Source organism: Gordonia sp. UBA7599 (assembly GCA_002477755.1).
In the GTDB taxonomy this organism is placed as follows: domain Bacteria; phylum Actinomycetota; class Actinomycetes; order Mycobacteriales; family Mycobacteriaceae; genus Gordonia.
Window position 1 is genome coordinate 1 of the sequence record DLKD01000042.1, and the last position, 19,060, is coordinate 19,060.

The following is a 19,060-nucleotide window of genomic DNA, read 5'->3' on the forward strand; positions in this document are numbered from 1 at the left end:
GCCGACTTCGGCTGGACCGCCTACGTCCCGCTGACCAATGACATCCACTCGCCCGGCGTCGGCGCCGACCTGTGGATCCTGGGCCTGGGCGTCGGTGGTCTGGGCACCATCCTGGGTGCGGTCAACATGGTCACGACGGTCGTGTGTCTGCGCGCACCCGGCATGACGATGTTCCGGATGCCGATCTTCACGTGGAACATCCTCGTGACCAGCGTCCTGATCCTGCTGATCTTCCCGCTGCTGACCGCCGCGCTGCTCGGCGTCGAGGTCGACCGCGCCTTCGGTGCACACCTCTTCGACCCCGCCAACGGCGGTGTGATCCTGTGGCAACACATATTCTGGTTCTTCGGCCATCCAGAGGTGTACGTCATCGCTCTACCGTTCTTCGGCATCGTGTCCGAGGTGTTCCCGGTGTTCGCGCGCAAGCCGCTGTTCGGCTACACCGGACTCGTCTACGCGACGCTGTCGATCGCCGCACTGTCGGTGGCGGTGTGGGCGCACCACATGTTCGTGACCGGCGCCGTTCTGCTGCCGTTCTTCTCGTTCATGACCTTCCTCATCGCGGTCCCGACCGGCCTGAAGTTCTTCAACTGGATCGGCACCATGTGGAAGGGCAAGATGACCTTCGAGACGCCGATGCTGTGGGCCATGGGCTTCATTGTGACGTTCCTCTTCGGCGGTCTGACCGGTGTGCTGCTCGCCAGCCCGCCGCTGGACTTCCACCTCTCCGACAGCTACTTCGTGGTCGCCCACTTCCACTACGTGCTGTTCGGCACGATCGTGTTCGCCACCTTCTCCGGCATCTACTTCTGGTTCCCGAAGATGACGGGGCGCATGCTCGACGAGGGTCTGGGCAAGCTGCACTTCTGGCTGACGTTCATCGGCTTCCACCTGACGTTCCTGGTCCAGCACTGGCTGGGCAACCAGGGCATGCCGCGCCGCTACGCCGACTACCTGCCGTCGGACGGGTTCACAACGCTGAACATGATCTCGACCGCCGGAGCATTGGTGCTGGGCCTGTCGACGCTGCCGTTCCTGTGGAACGTCTTCCGCAGCTACCGCTACGGCGAGGTCGTGACCGTCGACGATCCGTGGGGCTTCGGCAACTCGCTGGAATGGGCCACCTCGTGCCCGCCGCCGCGCCACAACTTCACCGAACTGCCCCGCATCCGGTCGGAGCGCCCGGCGTTCGAGCTGCACTACCCGCACATGATCGAGCGCATGCGAGCCGAAGCCCACGCGGGCGGCGGCAACCACTGACAGGTGGGCCAACCAGGCGCACCATCGGTCCTCATCACTGTCAGCGGTCCCGACCGCCCCGGCGTCACGTCGGTGCTGATGGGTGTGCTGGCCCAGGCTGGGGTCGAGCTCCTCGACGTCGAGCAGGTCGTTATCCGCGGTCGTCTGACGCTGGGCGTCCTGGTCGACGCTGTGCGCGACGCGGAAGACCTCACCGATCGCGTCGATGAGTCGTTCGCGGCCGCCGGACTGGTTGCCGAGGGCTTCGTCATCAACGTCGAAGCGGGCTACAACCCGGTCGCGCAGCCACCGTCGACCCACGCGGTCGTCGTCCTCGGCAGTCCGGTCACCGCACGTGCGTTCCGGTCGTTGGCGGCGGCGCTCGCCGCACAGGGCGCGAACATCGATTCGATCCGCGGTGTCGCGGACTATCCGGTGACCGGCCTGGAATTGATGGTCAGTGCCTCCTCCAACTCCGAGGCGGCCGACTCGGCGCTGCGCGACGCGCTCGTCGGGGTCGCTGCCGACCACGAGATCGACGTCGCCGTCGAACGCGCCGGGTTGGCGCGTCGGGCCAAGCAGCTGGTTGTCTTCGACGTCGACTCGACGCTCATCCAGGGCGAAGTCATCGAAATGCTCGCCGCCAAGGCCGGTCGGGAGGCCGAGGTCGCGGCCGTCACCGAGGCGGCGATGCGCGGCGAAATCGACTTCGCCGAGTCACTGCACCGTCGGGTCGAGGCCCTGGCCGGACTCGACGCCGGAGTCATCGACGAGGTTGCCTCATCGTTGGAGCTCACGCCGGGGGCGCGCACCACGATCCGCACACTGCGGCGCCTCGGATACCGGTGTGGCGTCGTCTCCGGCGGGTTCCGCCAAGTCATCGACCCGCTGGCCGACGAGTTGAGCCTCGACTTCGTGCGCGCCAACACCCTGGAGGTCGTCGACGGCAAGCTGACGGGGCGGGTCGTCGGGGAGGTGGTCGACCGCGCGGGCAAGGCCACGGCGCTGCGCGCCTTTGCCGCCGAGGCCGGCGTGCCGATGGAGCAGACGATCGCCGTCGGCGACGGCGCCAACGACATCGACATGCTGAGTGCCGCGGGCCTGGGCATCGCCTTCAACGCGAAGCCCGCCCTGCGCGAGGTCGCCGACACGGCGCTGAGCCAGCCGTTCCTCGACGCCGTGCTGTTCATCCTCGGCATCACGCGCGACGAGATCGAGGCCGCCGACGCCATCGACGGCACGCTGCGCCGCGTCCCCCTCGATTGATGATCCCGCCGCGGCGGTCGAGTGCCGACGAGCCCCTGGGCGAGTCGGTGTATCGAGACCCAGAGCCCTCCCGTGCCGCGATCGCGGCCAATCATGCGCGCCTCGTGGGCTACCTCGACGCCCCACCCGCCGACGATCCCGACGACCCGAGCCGGGTCTGGGCGATGCAGATGGTCTTGCGGGTGGAGAAGAGCGATCCGCCTGAGCGTGCGGCGCTGCTGGTCGCTGCGGCGCGGGCCGTGGCGGCGCTGTGCCTCGACGAACGAAGCGCACCGGGCGGCCCGTGGGCATCGGCGATGGATGTGTGGTGCGACGCACGGATCCGCAAGATCGCCCGTCGCGCCCGTGGCGCGCAGTGGGTCGCCGCACAGCAGGTGTGGGGGGTCACCGCGCAGGCGGCGGGGGAGCAGGCCCGGGCCTACGTGCCGACGATGGTCGGGGACGTCGACCGCCGGGTGGCGAAACTGCAGATCGAGGGCACCGACGTCGAGGGGGAGTTGCCCGACGAGCCGAATCCCGACGACCCGCTGGTCCTCTGGGTGAACCCGCGGCTGGACATGACGGTGGGGAAGACCGCTGCCCAGGTCGGCCACGCGGTCATGCTCGGCGCCACTCTGCTCACCGTCGACGAGACGCTCGCGTGGGCCTCGGCCGACTATCGGCTGTCGGTATGCGAACCGACGCCGACGCGGTGGACACGGCTGCTCGACGACGACGGTTCCGGCCGCGCGGTGGCCGTGCGGGATGCCGGTTTCACCGAGATCGCCCCCGGGTCGGTCACTGTGATCGCTGCGCGCGGGGAGACCGTGGCCTGAGCGCCTACCACTGGCCGTAGCGCGGCTTCAGAATGGTGTTGACGTCCACTTCGACGCCGCCGACGCGGCGTTGCCCGGGAATCTGGTGCAGGTGCGCGGCGGGATGCAGATAACCCTTGGGCGTGCCCCAATCGTGCTGCCAGAACCACCCGGCCAGCCCGGCGTCGAGGGCCGACTGGATGGTCGGTGCGTTCGCGTAGATTCCGGTGCGCTCGATGCCGATCACCGACTGCCAGCCCTGGATGTAGGGCGCGATCTTGCTGGTGAACTGGTCGGTGGTGGGTTTGTCGTCGATCGACGCGTAGATCGGAGCGTCAGCGGGGCCGCCGGCGAGGTTGTGCAGTTCCAGACCGCGCTTGGCATGTTGGACGCCCGCGTCGAAACCACCGAGCCAATCGGCGGTCTTTCCCTTCCCGTACTGGTAGCAGGAGACGACGGCCAGTCCGATGGCTCGCATGCCCGCCGATTCCGGTGCGGTCAACGGCTTGGCCTTCATGAATTCGGCACCGGGACGGCGGTCGGAGACATAGCGCACCACGCCCAGGTGGCCGGCCGAGCGGATGTCCATCGGGGTGGGCACCGCCCGCGAGTAGTCCAGCAGGGTGCCGTGGCTGGTCCCAGCGGCCTGTGACGGCGGCAGACCCAGGTCGGCGTGCGCGGCGCTGTAGCCGAGGGCGGAGAACCCGGCGGTGGCAGCTGCCGAGGCCAGGAATTGACGTCGAGTGAACGGCATTGGCGCACCATAGCGACACAGGAGGGCCGCCCACCAGGGGTTTGGATGATCGGTTATGCGATCGCGACGCGGCCGCGATCCTTAGCGGACCAGGGCCGCAGTGGGTGCTGACGACGCTGCGGGGGCAAGGTTCACCAGCGTCTGGAACCAGACGTCGCGGTCGGGGGCCAGGGACGCGACGATCAATTCGTCGGCGTCGGCATGCTCGGCAAACGCCGCCAGCTTGGCTGCCACATCGTCGGGGGTACCCACCGCGGAGTAGCGGACCATCTCCTCGACCTGGCGCCCGACCGGGGAGTCGACCAGGGCTTGGGCCTCATCGTCGGTCAGACTCCGGTGGTGGCCCACCAGGTGCTTGATGCGCTGCAGTTTCGCCGCGTGCCGCTGCTGCTGTGCGCGCTGCGCGTCGTCGTCGGCGATCGCGGTGATCCCGGCGATGACGTAGGGCTGCGTCTGCCCGCCGTCGGGCAACGGCGCGGGCCGGAACTCGCGGCGGTAGAGCGCCACCGCCTCGGTGAGCGCTTGCGGAGCGAAATGTGACGCGAAGGCGTACGGCAGACCGAGGATGGCCGCCAGCTGCGCCCCGAACAACGAGGACCCGAGGATGTAGAGGTCGACGTCGGTGCCGGCACCGGGGGTGGCCCGCACACCGGGGACGCGCGAGGAGTCGCGCAGGTAGGCCTGCAGCTCGACGACGTCGCGCGGGAACTCGTCGGCGGCCTGATGGGTCCGGCGCAGCGCCGCGAACGTCGCCTGGTCGCCGCCCGGTGCCCGTCCGAGGCCGAGGTCGATGCGTCCCGGGTGCAGTTCGGCCAGGGTGCCGTATTGCTCGGCGATGGTCAGCGGGGAGTGGTTGGGAAGCATCACCCCGCCGGCGCCGAGGCGAATGCGCTCGGTATGCGCCGCCATGTGCGCGACCAGCACGGCCGGCGCCGCCGAGGCGATGGCCGACATGTTGTGGTGCTCGGCGTACCAGATGCGGTGGTAGCCGGTGGTGTCGGCGTACTGCGCGAGCCGCGTCGAATGCGCGAGGCTCTCCCCGACGGTCTCCCCGCGGCCGACCTGGGCTAGGTCGAGGATGGACAGCGGCACGCCGATTCCAGCGGTGGAGGGCTCTGCAGTCATTCCTATTTCAAGGGTCCGGCGGGTCCGGGTATTCCCGGCGTCGGCGATCCGGCACGATAGAGGAGTGACCCCCGAGCCCCCCGATCCCGACCTCCTCATCGACTTCCGAGGCGTCTCCCTCGTGCGCGGGGGCACGACGCTGGTCGGTCCGATCGACTGGCAGGTCGAGCTCGACGAGCGCTGGGTGATCCTGGGCCCCAATGGCGCGGGCAAGACGTCGCTGCTTTCCATGGCCTCGGCGCGCCAGCACCCCACGTCGGGGGTGGGCTACGTACTCGGCGAACAGTTGGGGCGGGTGGATCTGCGCGAACTCACGACTCGACTGGGCTTGACCGGCGGTCGTGAGGTCGAGCGGATTCCACCTGGAGAGATCGTCGAGGACCTCGTCGTGTCGGCGGGGTACGCGGTGCTGGGTCGGTGGCGCGAGGACTACGAGCCGGTGGACCGCAGCCAGGCGCTGAACACGCTGGAGTCACTCGGTGCCGAACACCTGGCGCAACGCACTTACGGCACCCTGTCGGAGGGGGAGCGAAAACGCGTCCAGATCGCACGGGCGCTGATGACCGATCCGGAGCTGCTGTTGCTCGACGAACCGGCGGCCGGGCTCGACCTGGGCGGTCGGGAGGAACTCGTCGACCGCCTCGGCCGCCTGGCCGCCGACCCCGACGCTCCCGCCACCGTGCTGATCACCCACCACCCCGAGGAGATCCCGCCCGGTTTCAGCCACGCGATGCTGCTGTCGGAGGGCGGCGTCGTCGCGCAGGGGCTGCTCGGGGACGTGCTGACCGCGGAGAACCTGTCCACGGCATTCCACCAGCAAATCGCGCTCGACGTCATCGACGGGCGGTTCTTCGCCCGGCGGGCCCGTCGTGCCGGCGGACATCGGAGGGCCGAGCAATGACTGATTCGCCGACACCGGCCGATTCACCGCCACCGCTGCGCGACGCGTCGACGGTCGTGCTGGTCCGCGACGGCGACGACGGGATCGAGGCGTTCCTGCAGCGCCGGGTCAAGCAGATGGCCTTCGCCGGCGGGATGACGGTCTTCCCGGGTGGAGGCGTGGACGAGCGCGACGCCGATGCCGACCTGACATGGGTCGGCCCCGACGCCCGGTGGTGGGCGCAAACCTTCTCCACCTCGCCGACCGGCGCACAGAAGCTGGTGTGCGCGGCGGTCCGGGAGACTTTCGAGGAATGCGGCGTGCTGCTCGTGACCCGCACCGACGGCTCGGCCGCCGACGTCGGGTCGCTGATGCCCGCGCGCACCGCGCTGGAGAGTCGTGAACTGTCCTTCGCGCAGTTCCTGCGTGAGAACGACCTCGCGCTGCGGGCCGACCTCCTGCGGCCGCTCGCGCACTGGATCACCCCGAAGATCGAGAAGCGGCGCTACGACACCCGGTTCTTCCTCGCCGAGATGCCGGCGGGACAGGACGCCGACGCCGAGACGTCGGAGGTCGAGACGGCCCAGTGGTACGGGGCCTCGGCGGCGTTGACCGACTGGACGGCGGGCAAGCACTTCCTGCTTCCTCCGACGTGGACTCAGCTGCGCGAACTGGCCGCCTACGACAGCGTCGCCGACCTGTTCGCCGCCCGTCGTGAGATCAAGCCGATCGAACCGGGCACCCCCAACGACGATTTCGAAGGGCTACGGTTCCGCCACGCCGACGAGTACTTCGCCTCGATGAACCCCCAAGCGCGGGAGTTGTTCTTCCACCGGCAGTCCTGACGCGGGACGTCTACTCGAGACCGTCGCGATCGGCCCACTCCAGTAGGGTCTCGATGCCGTAGGCGACGTCGTCTATTTCGGCGTACAGGTCACCGAGCTCGGCGAAACGGGTGGGCATGGTGGCGATGGTGAAGTCATCGGGCACCACGGCGTCGATCTCGGCCCATGTCACCGGCGCCGACACCGTGGCACGTGGATTGCCGCGGACCGAGTACGCCGCGGCCATCGTGTGGTCGCGGGTGTTCTGGTTGAAGTCGATAAAGACCGCCGTGGGGTCGCGGTCCTTGCGCCACCACGTCGTCGTCGCGTCGTCGGGCATCCGCCGCTCCACCTCACGCGCAAACGCGAGCGCGCCGCGCCGTACGTCGGCGAAGCCCCAGTCCGGCCTGATGCGGACATACACGTGTAGCCCGTGCCCGCCCGATGTCTTCGGGAAACCGCGGATGCCGAGGTCGTCGAGCACCTCGTGGACGACCCCGGCGACGCGGCGGACACGGTCGAACGGACAGTCGGGCATCGGGTCGAGGTCGATGCGCCACTCGTCGGGCTTCTCGACATCGAAGCGGCGTGAGTTCCACGGATGGAACTCGACGGTGGACATCTGCACCGCCCAGATGACGTCGGCAGCGCTCGTCACACACAATTCGTCGGCGGTGCGGCCATAGCGGGGGAAGTAGATCTCGCACGTCTCGACCCACGGCGGCGCCCCGGCGGGCAGGCGCTTCTGATGGACTTTCGGGCCGTCGACGCCCTTGGGGAAGCGGTGCAGCATCGTCGGGCGGTCGTGCAGCGCCCGCACAATCCCGTCGCCGACGGCGAGGTAGTAGCGCGCAAGGTCGAGTTTCGTCTCACCGCGCTCGGGGAAATAGACGCGATCGGGGCTGGACAGCTCGACGATCCGACCGTCGATCTCGATCGGTATCCGATCGCCCCGCTGCGCCACCCGTGCCAGCGTATAGGGTTGTGGTCATGGCTGAGTTCGTCACTTTGGAAACCTCGCAAGACCACCCCGGCGTCGGCACGATCCTGCTGAACCGCCCCCCGATGAACGCGCTGAACCGCCAGGTCCAGGCCGAACTCGCGGCGGCCGCGGCGGAGGCGACGGTGCGCGACGACATCAAAGCCGTCGTCGTCTACGGCGGCCCCAAGGTGCTCGCCGCCGGCGCGGACATCAAAGAGATGAACGACATGACGTTTGCCGAGATGAGCAAGGTGGCCGGACGTCTGCAGTCCGACCTCGGCGCCATCGCCGACATCCCGAAGCCGACCGTCGCCGCCGTCACCGGCTACGCCCTCGGTGGCGGCTTGGAGGTCGCGCTCAGCGCGGATCGGCGGATCGCCGGCGACAACGCGAAGCTCGGTGTTCCCGAGGTGTTGCTGGGCGTCATCCCCGGCGGCGGCGGGACGCAGCGCCTGGCGCGTCTCATCGGTCCGGCCAGGGCCAAGGACATGATCTTCACCGGGCGGTTCGTCGGTGCGGAGGAGGCCCTCGCGATCGGTCTCGTCGACGAGGTCGTCGCGCCCGACGAGGTCTACAACGCCGCCCTGGCCTGGGCGGGACAGTTCGCCGGCGCGGCGTCGGTCGCGATCGCCGCGGCCAAGGCCGCCGTCGACCGCGGTCTTGACACCGACCTGTCCACCGGGCTCGCGATCGAGGCGCAGCTGTTCGCCGGACTCTTTGCCACCGAGGACCGCAAGATCGGCATGGAATCCTTCGTCGAGAACGGCCCCGGGAAGGCAAAGTTCACCGGCCGCTAGGATGACCGGGCATACGTTCCAACCCTCCACGGAGACATGATGACCACGCAATCCCCCGGGAGTGACCCCGCTCCCAACCCGCACGCCACCGAGGAGCAGGTCAAGGCCGCACTGGAGGACACCAAGCTCGCCCAGGTGCTCTACCACGACTGGGAGGCCGAGACCTACGACGACAAGTGGTCGATCTCCTACGACGAGCGCTGCATCGACTACGCGCGTGGGCGCTTCGATGCGGTCGTCCCCGACGCGACGCTGCCGTACGAGCGGGCCATGGAGCTGGGCTGCGGCACCGGCTTCTTCCTGCTGAACCTGATGCAGTCGGGGGTGGCGAAGAAGGGGTCGGTCACCGACCTGTCGCCGGGCATGGTGAAGGTGGCGCTGCGCAACGCGGAGAACCTCGGACTCGACGTCGACGGCCGTGTCGCCGACGCGGAGAAGATTCCCTACGAGGACAACACGTTCGACCTCGTCGTCGGGCACGCCGTCCTGCACCACATCCCCGACGTCGAGCTGTCGCTGCGCGAGGTGCTGCGCGTCCTGAAGCCCGGTGGGCGCTTCGTGTTCGCCGGTGAGCCGTCGACGATCGGCGACTTCTACGCGCGCTGGCTCTCCCGCGCCACCTGGTACGCGACGACCAACGTGACCAAGATCCCGGCGCTGAACAGCTGGCGCCGGCCGCAGGAGGAGCTCGACGAGTCGTCGCGCGCCGCTGCGCTCGAGGCGGTCGTCGATATCCACACCTTCGACCCCGACGACCTGGCCGGGATCGCCCGCGAGGCCGGTGCAGCCAACGTCGCCACCGCGACCGAGGAGTTCTCCGCGGCGATGCTGGGCTGGCCGGTGCGCACCTTCGAGGCGGCCGTACCGCCGGAGAAGCTGGGCTGGAACTGGGCGCGGTTCGCGTTCGGCGGCTGGCGCAGCCTGAGCTGGCTTGACGACAACGTCCTGCGCAAGATCGTCCCGCCGAAGTTCTTCTACAACGTCATGGTGACCGGCACCAAGCCGGCCGGTTGATCCGACAGTCCTTCCGGCGCTCGTGATCACCGTCGACGATGTCGCGTTTCTGCGATCGCGGCACGGCATCAAGGCGCTCGAGTACGCCGCCGGGTTGGCGCTTGCACCCGACACGCTGATCGCCGACGTCGCCGAGCTGCGCACTCGATACGGCACCCGGGCTCCCGCGCTAGCCGAGACCGTCCATTCTCGGCGGCGGGCCGTCGGGCGTCTGCGCGAGGCCCAGAATTGGCTGCTCACCGAGGAAGCCCTGCAGCAGGCGACGACGCAGGTGGTCGCCGCGCACCGGGCGGCGGAGATCGCGCGCCGCTTCCCCGGGGCGGTCGTGCACGACGTGACGTGCTCGGTCGGTGCGGAGCTGGTCGAGCTCGCACACACCGGCGGCATCGGCGGTGTCATCGGCTCCGACCTCGACCCGGTCCGCCTGGCGATGGCCGACCACAACGCGACGGGGATGACCCTGCTTCGCGCCGATGCGCTCACCCCGACGTCGACGGCCGACGTCCTGCTGGCCGACCCGGCGCGACGCAAGGGCGGCAACCGCACGTTCCGGCTCGGTGACTTCTCGCCGCCGCTGATCGACGTCCTGACGACGTACGCGGGGCGACCGCTAGCGGTGAAGACGGCGCCGGGCATCGACTACGGGACGCTGCGAGCGAAGTACGGTTTCGACGGTCAGGTCCAGGTGACCTCGCTCGACGGGGGAGTCCGCGAGGCCTGCTTGTGGACCGAGCTGCGCGACGGTATCAACCAGCGCGCCACGGTGCTGCGCATCGTCGACTCGAAGCTGCGCGTCGAGGAGATCACCGACGCCGAGTCCGACGATGTGGCGGTCGGCGCCCCGGGGTCCTGGATCATCGACCCCGACGGCGCGATCGTGCGTGCAGGCCTCGTCCGCCATTGGGCCGCACGACACGGCCTGTGGCAGTTGGACCCCAAGATCGCCTACCTCACCGGTGACGCCGTCCCACCCGGGGTGCGCGGGTTTGCGGTCCTCGAGCAGGTTCCGATGAAGGAGAAGGCGCTGCGCAAGGCACTGGCTGCCCGCGACTGCGGGAGCCTGGAGATACTTGTGCGCGGCGTCGACGTGGATCCCGACGAGCTGCGCAAGCGCCTGCGCCTCAAGGGTGGCGCGCCGTTGTCCCTCGTCATCACGCGGATCGGCGCGCGGGGTGTCGCCTTCATCTGCGAACCGGGGTGGCGCCAGCCCGGCTAGGGTCCGACGCGACAGCCGGGCTAGTGCCCGATCTGCTCCTTCGAGTCGAAGAAGTAAACCTTGCCGATGTTGGTGGCAACGGCGACCTGGCCCTTCGGTGAGACGGCCACACCCGTCGTGAAGCCCTTGGCCTCGGGCAGTGGCAGCGTCCGGAGGGTCTTGCCGTCGGCGGCGGAGACCTCGATCAGCGCCAGTCCGTCGTCCTCGGTGCGGACGACGGTCCACGCGGTTCCCGAGTTGGTCAGTGCACCCAGGCTGGCGGTCTTCAGGTCGGTGCGCGACCACACCTTCTCAGCGCGGTCACCGCGGTCGGCGAGCATCGTCACCGGCCCGCAGAGGGGGCCCGTCGGGATGATGTGCCCGTCGGGGGTCGCGGTGAGCGTGGCGAAACCGGGGTCGCCGTAGTCGTAGGTCCACTTCGTCTGCCCGGTCTGCGCCTGCAGGGCGACGAGCTTGCCGATACGGCTGAAGGCGTACACCGTCTTACCGTCGGCGGACACCGTGGCGGGGCCGATGACACCGCCGGGGATGTCGGCGTGCCATGCCTCGCGGACCTCCCGCTTGCCGTCGACCACGCCGTAGTCAAGGGCTCGGACCTGGGAGGCGATGGCACCCTGCGGCCAGAAGTTGAGGTACATGCGCGAGGTGTTCACATCCACGGCGGCGGGGGCGGGGATGCCGCAGCGCGGGCCGCTCGTCACACAGTCGCCGAAGCCGGCCATCGCGTTGTCGGGATCGGCGTCGGCGCGCAAGCGGACTTCGGGGGCGGCGAAAGTGGCGTCGGAAGTATTGAGGAGCAGGACCTGGCCCTGAGTGGTGGCGACGAGGACCACCGACGGTGCGACGAACTTCGCCGACGTCGGGACGCCGATCACCGGCATCCGCCAACGAATGGCGCCACCGGCGGTCCAGCCGAGGAACATCGTCTCCTCGCCGACGTAGGGCTGGTCGAACTGGTCGATCAGGGGGGATTGCACCTCGATGCCCGGGCGCATGCGCTTGCAGAAGTTCATCCGCCCGGCGCGCTGGTCGAGCACCATCCAGTTACAGCCGTTGGCGGTGTTGGCCGTGACGCTGACGTTGGACTGGTTGGAAATGGTCAGCGGCGAGGTGATCGGGCCGCCGGTGGGCCGGGTCCAGCTCAGGGCGAGATCCTTGGGCACCTCCGGGTAGGCGAAGTTCGTGTTGCCGGCGTTGCCGCCGAAACTTGACCAGCCCGGACTGGCGAGGGACTTGACGCTGACCTGGCCGTCGGAGCAGGCGACCAGGGCGGTGGCGACGAGTGTCGCCGTCGCCGTCGCCACCGCCGCGCGCGTGGTCCTCGACGGGATTCGCCGGGCCGATGCGGGTCGTGGCGCTCGCAGCATCGATGTGCTCCTTCTCGCGGCAGATGGTCCCGGGTGATCGGGATGTCAGTGAGCCTATCGTGTCCGATTTTTCACTCCACTAAGGTTTGTGGCATGACCACCATGTGGAACGCCTCGTACCGCGACCGTTGGCGCGCCGGTCGGCACCGTGACCCCGAGCAGGTCCGATTCCTGACGATGGCGTCGCTGCGCTGGGTGATCGCGAACCGCGCGTATTCGCCCTGGTACCTCGTCCGCTACCTGCGGTTGGCACGGTTCCGGTTGACCAACCCGCACGTCGTGCTGCGCGGCATGGTCTTCCTGGGGCGCAATGTCGAGATTCATGCGACGCCCGAGCTCGCCCGGATGGAGATCGGGCGCTGGGTGCACATCGGCGACGGCAACTCGATCCGGGCCCACGAGGGGAGCCTGCGGATCGGCGACAAGGCCGTCTTCGGGTGCAACAACGTGGTGAACTCCTATCTCGACTTGGAGATCGGGTCGTCGACGCTGGTTGCCGACTGGTGCTACATCTGCGATTTCGACCACAAGATGGACAGCCTTGAACTGCCGATCAAAGACCAGGGAATCGTCAAGGGCCCGGTGCGGATCGGTCCGGACACGTGGGTCGCGGCCAAGGTGTCGGTGCTGCGCAACACCATCGTCGGACGCGGATGCGTCCTCGGCTCGCACGCTGTGGTCAAGGGCGTGATCCCGGACTATTCGATCGCCGTCGGCGCGCCCGCACGCGTCGTGAAGAACCGCAAGGACGAGTGGGAGCGCAACGCCGCGGCGCGCGCCGAGCACGAGCGCGCACTGGCCGATATCGAGCGGAAGAAGAAGGCAGCGGGGTAGTCGCCGCCGCCCGATCGGCGTAGAAACGGGTGTGGAGGTGGTTTCGACATGTCCTTTCACGCGTATGTCTTCTTCAGCGGCGACTGTGCCGCGGCATTCCAGCGGTATCACGAGGTGTTCGGTGGCGAACTGAGCCTCATGCGCAACGGCGACGCGCCCCCAGATGTGCGAATGCCGGATACCGACGATTCCGTCGTCATGCACGCCTCACTCAAAGTCGGCGACGGTCTGCTGATGGGATCCGACGACCTGTCCGGCGACGACGGTCCCAAGACGGGCTTCAGTGTGTGTTACACCGCTCCCGACGTGGCGATCGCCAACCGTGTCTTCAATGCCCTGGCGGACGGGGGAGAGGTCACGATGCCGATTCAATCGACGTTCTGGGCGTCGGCGTTCGGGATGGTCGTCGACCGTTTCGGTGTGTCGTGGATGGTCGACACCGAATCGGAGTAGGTCGCAGGCTCGGTCGACGCGGATCCGGGCTCGGTCGGCGGTTCGGGCTAGGTGATCGGTTGGTTCGGGTCGCGCTCGGGAAGCGGGCGCTCGACGATGTTGGGCCGCCCGATCGGGTGGCGGACCCGACGCTTCGCGGCGACGTAGACCCCCGTCGTGCGCTCGGCGACGGTCCGCCAGGAGAACTCCTCGGTCAACCTGTCGAAGGCGCGCCGCGCGCGCTGTGCCGCGGCCTCGGGGTCGTCGAGTGTGGTGCGCACCGCGGCCGCCAGCGCGGTGACGTCGGCGGGCGGGAAGGTCATCCCGGTGTGAGTGTCGGTGACGGCCTCACCGAGGCCGCCCGCCGTCGACACCACCAGCGGCACGCCCGTTGCCGCGGCTTCCAGGGCCACGATCCCGAATGGCTCGTAGCGGCTCGGCAACACGATCGCCGCGGACCGGTGCATGAGCTCGATCAGCTCGGCGCGGTCGACGGATCCGCGGAAGGTCACCGCACCGACGACGCGGTGTTTGCGCGCGAGTTCGAGCAGCCATTCCAATTGCGTTCCCGAACCGGCGATGGTCAGCGTGGTCCCGGGATGGGTGCGCCGGATCCGTGGCAGCGCTGCCAACAGGTCCTGCACACCCTTCTCGTACTCGAGTCGCCCGGCGAACAACAGTTCCGCGGGTCCGTCCGACGGGACCGTGCCGGATTCCTCCAGGCGCCGATGCGGCCATTCTTCGACGGCGATCCCGTTGTGGATGACCTGGATCTCCGCCAACTCGGGGCCGAAGAGGCGGTTGACCTCGTCGCGCATCGACGTTGAGCACGTGATCAATGCGTCGGCCTCCCGGGCCAACCACCACTCCACCGAATGCACCTGGCGGTTGGTCTTCGCCGCGACCCAGCCGCTGTGGCGGCCCGCCTCGGTGGCGTGGATGGTGGCGACCAGCGGGACGTCGTAGAACTCGGCGAGCGCAACCGCCGGATGCGCGACCAACCAGTCGTGGGCGTGCACGACGTCGGGGATCCATGCCTGCCCGGTGCCGTCGTCGCGGAGCACGCGCAGGCCGGCGCGGACCATCGCGTGGCCCATGGCCAGCGTCCACGGCATCATGTCGGACCCGAAGTCGAACTCCGGCGGGTCCTCTGCGGCGGCGATGATCCGGACACCCTCGGCGGTGGTGACGGTCGTCGGGTGCGTCGTCGCGTCAGTCCCCGTCGGCCGCCGCGTCAGCACGACGACGTCGTGGCCGAGTTCGGCCAGGGCGACGGCCAGATTGTGCACATGGCGGCCGAGGCCGCCCACCACGACCGGCGGATACTCCCACGAGACGAGCAGTAGCTTCATCACCGACCCCCATCGGTGTAGGCCTCGGGGCCGGGCAGCCGGCGCGCGTCGAGGTCGGCGAACATGTTGTCGGCGGCGAACCAGCCGTCGGCCAGCGAGAGTGCGGTCGACTCGCGGCCGCGCGCAGCGGCGTCGGCGATCTCGCGGGCCGCGTGCGCATGCTTGTGGGCGCGGTCGGTCGCGTAGCCACCGGCGGTGTCCTTGGACACCATGAACGGCCAGTCCGAGGCGACGGTCATCAGCGTCTCGCGCAGGATCTGGTCGTTGACGCGGTCGCGGGCCGTGGCCGGTACGTCGTGGCGCTTGTCGACGGTGTCCAGCGCCGTGCCGACGACCTCGGCGTTGAGGTCGACGAAGTGCTGGACCTGGGGTCCGGCCCACACCCGCCAGTCCTTGCCCGAGCCCCACGACGACGCGGGCAGGTCGACCGGCGCGCCGACGAAGCCGCGCTCGCGCGCGGTGCTCAGTGACCCGACGGTGACGCCTGCTTCGGGCAGTCGGCGCAGGAGGCGCTCGAGCCACACCGGGCCCTCGTGCCACCAATGGCCGAACAGTTCGGTGTCGAACGCGGCGACGACGAGGGCGGGCCGATCGATGCGCGCACTCTCGGTGACCAGGCGCGCGCGGATCGTCTCGATGAAGTCGTCGACGTGTTTGTCGATGACGGCGCCGACCCGGTCTGGGTCGTAGGGTGCCTTGTCCGGGCCGGCGACGGTGCGCCCGGTGACCCGCGAAAGCTTCAGACCCGAATCGTGGTCGTAGGTGTGGAAGTCGCGGTACGCGGCGTGCCCGGGGTAGCCCGACTTGGGGGACCACACCCGGTAGCTGACGGTCAGATCGCGCCCGAATGCGACGACGTCGGTGTCGCCGACCGGCCGGCCCAGTGCGGTGTCGCCGCGCAGCGTCGGACCGTCGACCATGAAATGGCTGACGCCGGCGGCGGCGTATTCGGTCTCCATCCCGGGGGCGAAGGCGCATTCGGGGGCCCAGATGCCGGTGGGGGTGGAGCCCCAACGTCGATGGGCGTCGGCCAGGCCCTCGGCCAGCGAGAACTGCCGCAGCCGTGCATCGAGCAAGGGGGCGAACGGATGGGCGAGGGGCCCGCCGAGCAGCTCGATGACCCCCGAGGACAGCAAGTTGCGGATCTCCGGGGAGGCGCCGTGGCGCCAGTGCGCCTCGAAGTCGTCCAGCGCCGCACCGGCGGCGCGGAAGTTCGCGGTGCCCGCCTGCGCGCGCACCGGGTCGCGGTCGGTGGCCAGTTCTGTGGCCCGCAACTGCCAATCGGCCAGCCACTCATACATCGACGAGGTGCAGTGCGGGTCGTCGAGTGCGGCCGCCAGGATCGGGGTGATGCCCAGCGACATGACGTCGCTGAAGCCGTCGGCGGCCAGTCGGCGCAGCACGGCGAACACCGGCTGGTAGCTCGCGGCCCAGGATTGGTAGAGCCACTCCTCGCCGACCGGCCACCGGCCGTGGTTGGCCAACCACGGCAGATGTGAGTGCAGGACCAGCGTGAACTGGCCCGGCACGGAATCAGCGGCACTCACCGTCGGGTCGCGATCGCGAACAGGTCGAGGCTGGCGTCGACATCACCGGGGCGGATGTCGAAGTCGGCGGTGGTGACCGCCGCGACGTCGGCGGCCAGCGCCGCTGGCCACGGCTCGTCGCGCAAGGCGCGCTGGATCTGTGCGTCGATGATCGAACCGTCCCACTTGGCGTCGAGTTCGAGCAGCCGCGGCCCGTGATGAACGCCGAGCATCTCGTCGACGGTGAAACCGCGGCCCGACCCGTCGCCGTCGACGAGGAGTTCGGTCAGCTCCAGGGCGTTGAGCTCGCGCGTGTGGAACGGGTTGACCGGGGTGTCGCTGTCGGGGGTGAACGTGATGCGGTTGGGCGTCGACATCAGGAGGCGCCCGCCGGGACGCAGGACGCGGTGGCATTCGGCGATGAACGCCGGCTGGTCCCACAGGTGCTCGATGACCTGGAAGTTGACGATCACGTCCACCGATTCGTCGGCCAGGGGCAGGTCGATCAGGTTGCCCTGGTGGACGGTCAGCTGCGGGTAGCGGGCGCGGGTGTGCTCCACGGCAGTGGAGTCGTAGTCGACGCAGGTGACGCTGCGGGCGCGCCGCGACAGCAGGTCGGCGCCGTAGCCCTCGCCGGACCCGGCCTCCAGCACGTCGCGCTTGTCGACGAAGTCCCCGATGTACTCGTAGGCCACCTCGTGGCGGCGGAACCAGTAGTTCTCCTCGGGGATCCCGGGCACGGTGCGCTCACCGGTCAGCGCCAGCGTGGCGGCCGGATCGGGGGTGGTGGCGTCGGGTTGCGGTGATTCGGTCATCACCTCAAGAGGGTAGTCGGCCGCCGTATCCGGCAGACAGTGACGCCTGGTCAGACCGTCAGTGATTGGCGGCCACGCAGAACTCGTTGCCGTCGGGATCGGCGAGTGTCGTCCACTGGAATCCCGGCATCTCCCGGTGCTCCACCAGCGTCGCGCCGGCGGCCAGGAGCCGCGACACCTCGGCCTCGCGGTCGGCCGCGACGAGGTCCAGGTGCACCCGGTTTTTGCCCGGCGTCGGGTCGTCCACCTTTTGGAAGCCGAGCATCGGCGTGCCTTTCCCGCCCGCGACGGTCACGAACCAGCCCTCGTTTTCCTCGACGATGGTGCCGCCGATCTGGGCAGCCCACCACTCGGCGAGGGGGATCGGGTCGGTGGTGTCGAACGTGATCATTGCCAGGGAGAGCGTCATGGTTTCGACCATAGGCCCGACCCCTGACGGCAGGACGGTATCGGAGAGTCCGGTCACAGCGGGATTTTGTGAGGCACACCGCGTTCGCATCGCCACGACGGCAGGTTAAAGTGTTGGGCGACCCTAATGGCCTTACCCGCTGGTAAGACGCCTCACCCGATGCAGGAGGTCGACGAAGACCCATGACAAACATTGTCGTACTCATCAAGCAGGTGCCCGACTCCGGTTCGGAGCGCAAGCTCAACGACGGCGATTTCACCCTCGACCGTGAGATCGACCCGGTGATCGACGAGATCAACGAGAAGGCCGTCGAAGCCGCTCTCCAGATCAAGGAGGCCAACGGCGGTGAGGTCACCGTTCTGTCGGCCGGTCCGGACAAGGCCACCGAGGCGATCCGCAAGGCGTTGTCGATGGGCGCCGACAAGGCCATCCACATCAACGACTCCGGCTTGCACGGCTCGGATGCCGTCCAGACCTCCTACACCCTGGCCCGCGCACTGGGCACCGTGGAGGGTGTCGAGCTGGTCATCGCGGGCAACCAGGCCACCGATGGCGGCGTGGGTGCCGTTCCGGCGATGATCGCCGAGTGGCTGGGCCTGCCGCACCTGACCTCGCTGCGGTCGCTGACCGTCGACGGCGAGAGCCTCAAGGGCGAGCGTGAGACCGACGAGGGCATCTTCACCGTTGAGGGCGCGCTCCCGGCGATCGTCAGCGTCAACGAGAAGATCAACGAGCCGCGGTTCCCGTCCTTCAAGGGCATCATGGCCGCGAAGAAGAAGGAGATCGCCGTGGTCTCCCTCGCCGACATCGGTGTCGATGCCGGTGAGGTCGGGTTGGCCAGCGCTGCGACGTCTGTGACCGCCGTGACCCCCAAGCCCGCCAAGCAGGCTGGCGAGCGCGTCACCGACGAGGGCGACGGCGGCGTGAAGGTCGCCGAGTTCCTGGTCGCGCAGAAGATCGTCTAGCAGACCCCACCCACCAACCGACATCTGACATCTCAGGAGTAGAAAAACATGGCTGAAGTACTCGTTCTCGTGGAGCGGGATACCGAGGGTGGGCTGAAGAAGGTCACCTCGGAGTTGATCACCGCCGCGCGTACGCTCGGCACCCCGTCGGCGGTCGTCGTCGGCGCGCCCGGCAAGGCCGACGCGATTCTGACCGACCTGGCTGCGGCCGGTGCGGAGAAGGTCTACGTCGCCGAGTCCGATGAGGCCGGCAGCGTCCTCATCTCGCCGGTCGTCGACGTCCTCGCCTCGATCGTCGGCTCGGCCGCGCCCGCGGGCGTGATCGTCGCCGCCACCGCCGACGGCAAGGAGGTCGCCGGTCGTCTGGCGGTCCGCCTCGTCTCCAACGGCACCGGTGCCGGCGTGCTCACCGACGTCGTCGAGGTCAAGGACGGCGGCGCCGCCGTCCACTCGATCTTCGGTGGCTCGT

General features: G+C 69.0%; 19 protein-coding genes and 1 pseudogene. 12 read left to right on the forward strand and 8 right to left on the reverse strand.

Annotation, left to right across the window (positions count from 1 at the left end):
• The 3 genes from B4L26_RS05660 to B4L26_RS05670 form a co-directional block, all read left to right on the forward strand.
• Nucleotides 1–1,260 (forward strand): cbb3-type cytochrome c oxidase subunit I (locus tag B4L26_RS05660; RefSeq protein ID WP_290716871.1); only part of this gene is annotated, 1,260 nt, incomplete at its 5' end.
• 78 nt (nt 1,261–1,338) lie between these two features.
• The gene (gene serB / locus B4L26_RS05665; RefSeq protein ID WP_409563528.1) at nt 1,339–2,505 is read left to right on the forward strand and encodes a phosphoserine phosphatase SerB; all 1,167 of its coding nucleotides are present in this window, start codon (nt 1,339–1,341) and stop codon (nt 2,503–2,505) included.
• Nucleotides 2,505–3,320, forward strand: a complete 816-nt coding sequence (locus tag B4L26_RS05670; RefSeq protein ID WP_290716876.1) for a peptidyl-tRNA hydrolase — start codon at nt 2,505–2,507, stop codon at nt 3,318–3,320. The genes serB and B4L26_RS05670 overlap by 1 nt, the downstream gene beginning before the upstream one ends.
• Before the next feature lie 4 nt (nt 3,321–3,324).
• Here the strand turns inward: B4L26_RS05670 and B4L26_RS05675 are convergent, their stop codons facing one another.
• Both B4L26_RS05675 and B4L26_RS05680 read right to left on the reverse strand, forming a co-directional pair.
• Entirely contained in the window at nt 3,325–4,053 is a 729-nt protein-coding gene (locus B4L26_RS05675) for a DUF1906 domain-containing protein (protein ID WP_290716879.1), read from the reverse strand.
• 81 nt (nt 4,054–4,134) lie between these two features.
• Nucleotides 4,135–5,178, reverse strand: a complete 1,044-nt coding sequence (locus tag B4L26_RS05680) for an LLM class flavin-dependent oxidoreductase (protein WP_290716881.1) — start codon at nt 5,176–5,178, stop codon at nt 4,135–4,137.
• 64 nt (nt 5,179–5,242) lie between these two features.
• Here B4L26_RS05680 and B4L26_RS05685 point away from each other — a divergent pair, with 64 nt between their 5' ends.
• Nucleotides 5,243–6,079, forward strand: a complete 837-nt coding sequence (locus B4L26_RS05685; RefSeq protein WP_290716884.1) for an ABC transporter ATP-binding protein — start codon at nt 5,243–5,245, stop codon at nt 6,077–6,079.
• On the forward strand, nt 6,076–6,903 hold the full coding sequence (locus B4L26_RS05690) for an NUDIX hydrolase (RefSeq protein ID WP_290716887.1): 828 nt from the start codon (nt 6,076–6,078) through the stop codon (nt 6,901–6,903). The genes B4L26_RS05685 and B4L26_RS05690 overlap by 4 nt, the downstream gene beginning before the upstream one ends.
• Before the next feature lie 10 nt (nt 6,904–6,913).
• Here the strand turns inward: B4L26_RS05690 and ligD are convergent, their stop codons facing one another.
• Nucleotides 6,914–7,846 (reverse strand): non-homologous end-joining DNA ligase, encoded by a 933-nt coding sequence (gene ligD, locus B4L26_RS05695; protein ID WP_290716889.1) that lies wholly within the window; start codon nt 7,844–7,846, stop codon nt 6,914–6,916.
• 26 nt (nt 7,847–7,872) lie between these two features.
• Between ligD and B4L26_RS05700 the strand changes: the two genes are divergently transcribed.
• The 3 genes from B4L26_RS05700 to B4L26_RS05710 are packed head-to-tail and all read left to right on the forward strand — an operon-like array spanning nt 7,873 to nt 10,891.
• The gene (locus B4L26_RS05700) at nt 7,873–8,661 is read left to right on the forward strand and encodes an enoyl-CoA hydratase/isomerase family protein (RefSeq protein WP_290716891.1); all 789 of its coding nucleotides are present in this window, start codon (nt 7,873–7,875) and stop codon (nt 8,659–8,661) included.
• 36 nt (nt 8,662–8,697) lie between these two features.
• Nucleotides 8,698–9,675, forward strand: a complete 978-nt coding sequence (locus B4L26_RS05705; RefSeq protein WP_290716894.1) for a class I SAM-dependent methyltransferase — start codon at nt 8,698–8,700, stop codon at nt 9,673–9,675.
• 22 nt (nt 9,676–9,697) lie between these two features.
• Entirely contained in the window at nt 9,698–10,891 is a 1,194-nt protein-coding gene (locus B4L26_RS05710) for a THUMP-like domain-containing protein (RefSeq protein ID WP_290716897.1), read from the forward strand.
• 20 nt (nt 10,892–10,911) lie between these two features.
• Here B4L26_RS05710 and B4L26_RS05715 read toward each other — a convergent pair whose 3' ends face one another.
• Nucleotides 10,912–12,258 (reverse strand): PQQ-binding-like beta-propeller repeat protein, encoded by a 1,347-nt coding sequence (locus B4L26_RS05715; RefSeq protein WP_290716899.1) that lies wholly within the window; start codon nt 12,256–12,258, stop codon nt 10,912–10,914.
• Between the two features lie 93 nt (nt 12,259–12,351).
• On the opposite strand from B4L26_RS05715, the gene B4L26_RS05720 reads away from it, so the two are divergent.
• Both B4L26_RS05720 and B4L26_RS05725 read left to right on the forward strand, forming a co-directional pair.
• The gene (locus B4L26_RS05720; protein WP_290716901.1) at nt 12,352–13,092 is read left to right on the forward strand and encodes an acyltransferase; all 741 of its coding nucleotides are present in this window, start codon (nt 12,352–12,354) and stop codon (nt 13,090–13,092) included.
• 48 nt (nt 13,093–13,140) lie between these two features.
• The gene (locus B4L26_RS05725; protein ID WP_290716903.1) at nt 13,141–13,545 is read left to right on the forward strand and encodes a VOC family protein; all 405 of its coding nucleotides are present in this window, start codon (nt 13,141–13,143) and stop codon (nt 13,543–13,545) included.
• A 47-nt stretch (nt 13,546–13,592) separates the two neighbouring features.
• Here B4L26_RS05725 and B4L26_RS05730 read toward each other — a convergent pair whose 3' ends face one another.
• The 4 genes from B4L26_RS05730 to B4L26_RS05745 are packed head-to-tail and all read right to left on the reverse strand — an operon-like array spanning nt 13,593 to nt 17,626.
• Entirely contained in the window at nt 13,593–14,876 is a 1,284-nt protein-coding gene (locus tag B4L26_RS05730) for a glycosyltransferase family 4 protein (RefSeq protein ID WP_290716906.1), read from the reverse strand.
• A complete protein-coding gene (locus tag B4L26_RS05735; RefSeq protein WP_290716908.1) occupies nt 14,876–16,423 on the reverse strand; it encodes a glycoside hydrolase family 57 protein in 1,548 nt (515 codons plus the stop codon). The genes B4L26_RS05730 and B4L26_RS05735 overlap by 1 nt, the downstream gene beginning before the upstream one ends.
• On the reverse strand, nt 16,420–17,217 hold the full coding sequence (locus tag B4L26_RS05740; protein ID WP_290716910.1) for a class I SAM-dependent methyltransferase: 798 nt from the start codon (nt 17,215–17,217) through the stop codon (nt 16,420–16,422). The genes B4L26_RS05735 and B4L26_RS05740 overlap by 4 nt, the downstream gene beginning before the upstream one ends.
• Nucleotides 17,218–17,275: 58 nt before the next feature.
• Nucleotides 17,276–17,626 (reverse strand): VOC family protein, encoded by a 351-nt coding sequence (locus B4L26_RS05745; protein WP_290716913.1) that lies wholly within the window; start codon nt 17,624–17,626, stop codon nt 17,276–17,278.
• A 182-nt stretch (nt 17,627–17,808) separates the two neighbouring features.
• Here B4L26_RS05745 and B4L26_RS05750 point away from each other — a divergent pair, with 182 nt between their 5' ends.
• Both B4L26_RS05750 and B4L26_RS05755 read left to right on the forward strand, forming a co-directional pair.
• Nucleotides 17,809–18,591 carry an electron transfer flavoprotein subunit beta/FixA family protein gene (locus B4L26_RS05750; protein WP_290716915.1) on the forward strand — a complete coding sequence of 261 codons (783 nt, stop codon included), beginning with the start codon at nt 17,809–17,811 and terminating at the stop codon, nt 18,589–18,591.
• A gap of 48 nt (nt 18,592–18,639) precedes the next feature.
• Nucleotides 18,640–19,060, forward strand: a pseudogene (locus B4L26_RS05755) (electron transfer flavoprotein subunit alpha/FixB family protein); the annotation flags it as partial.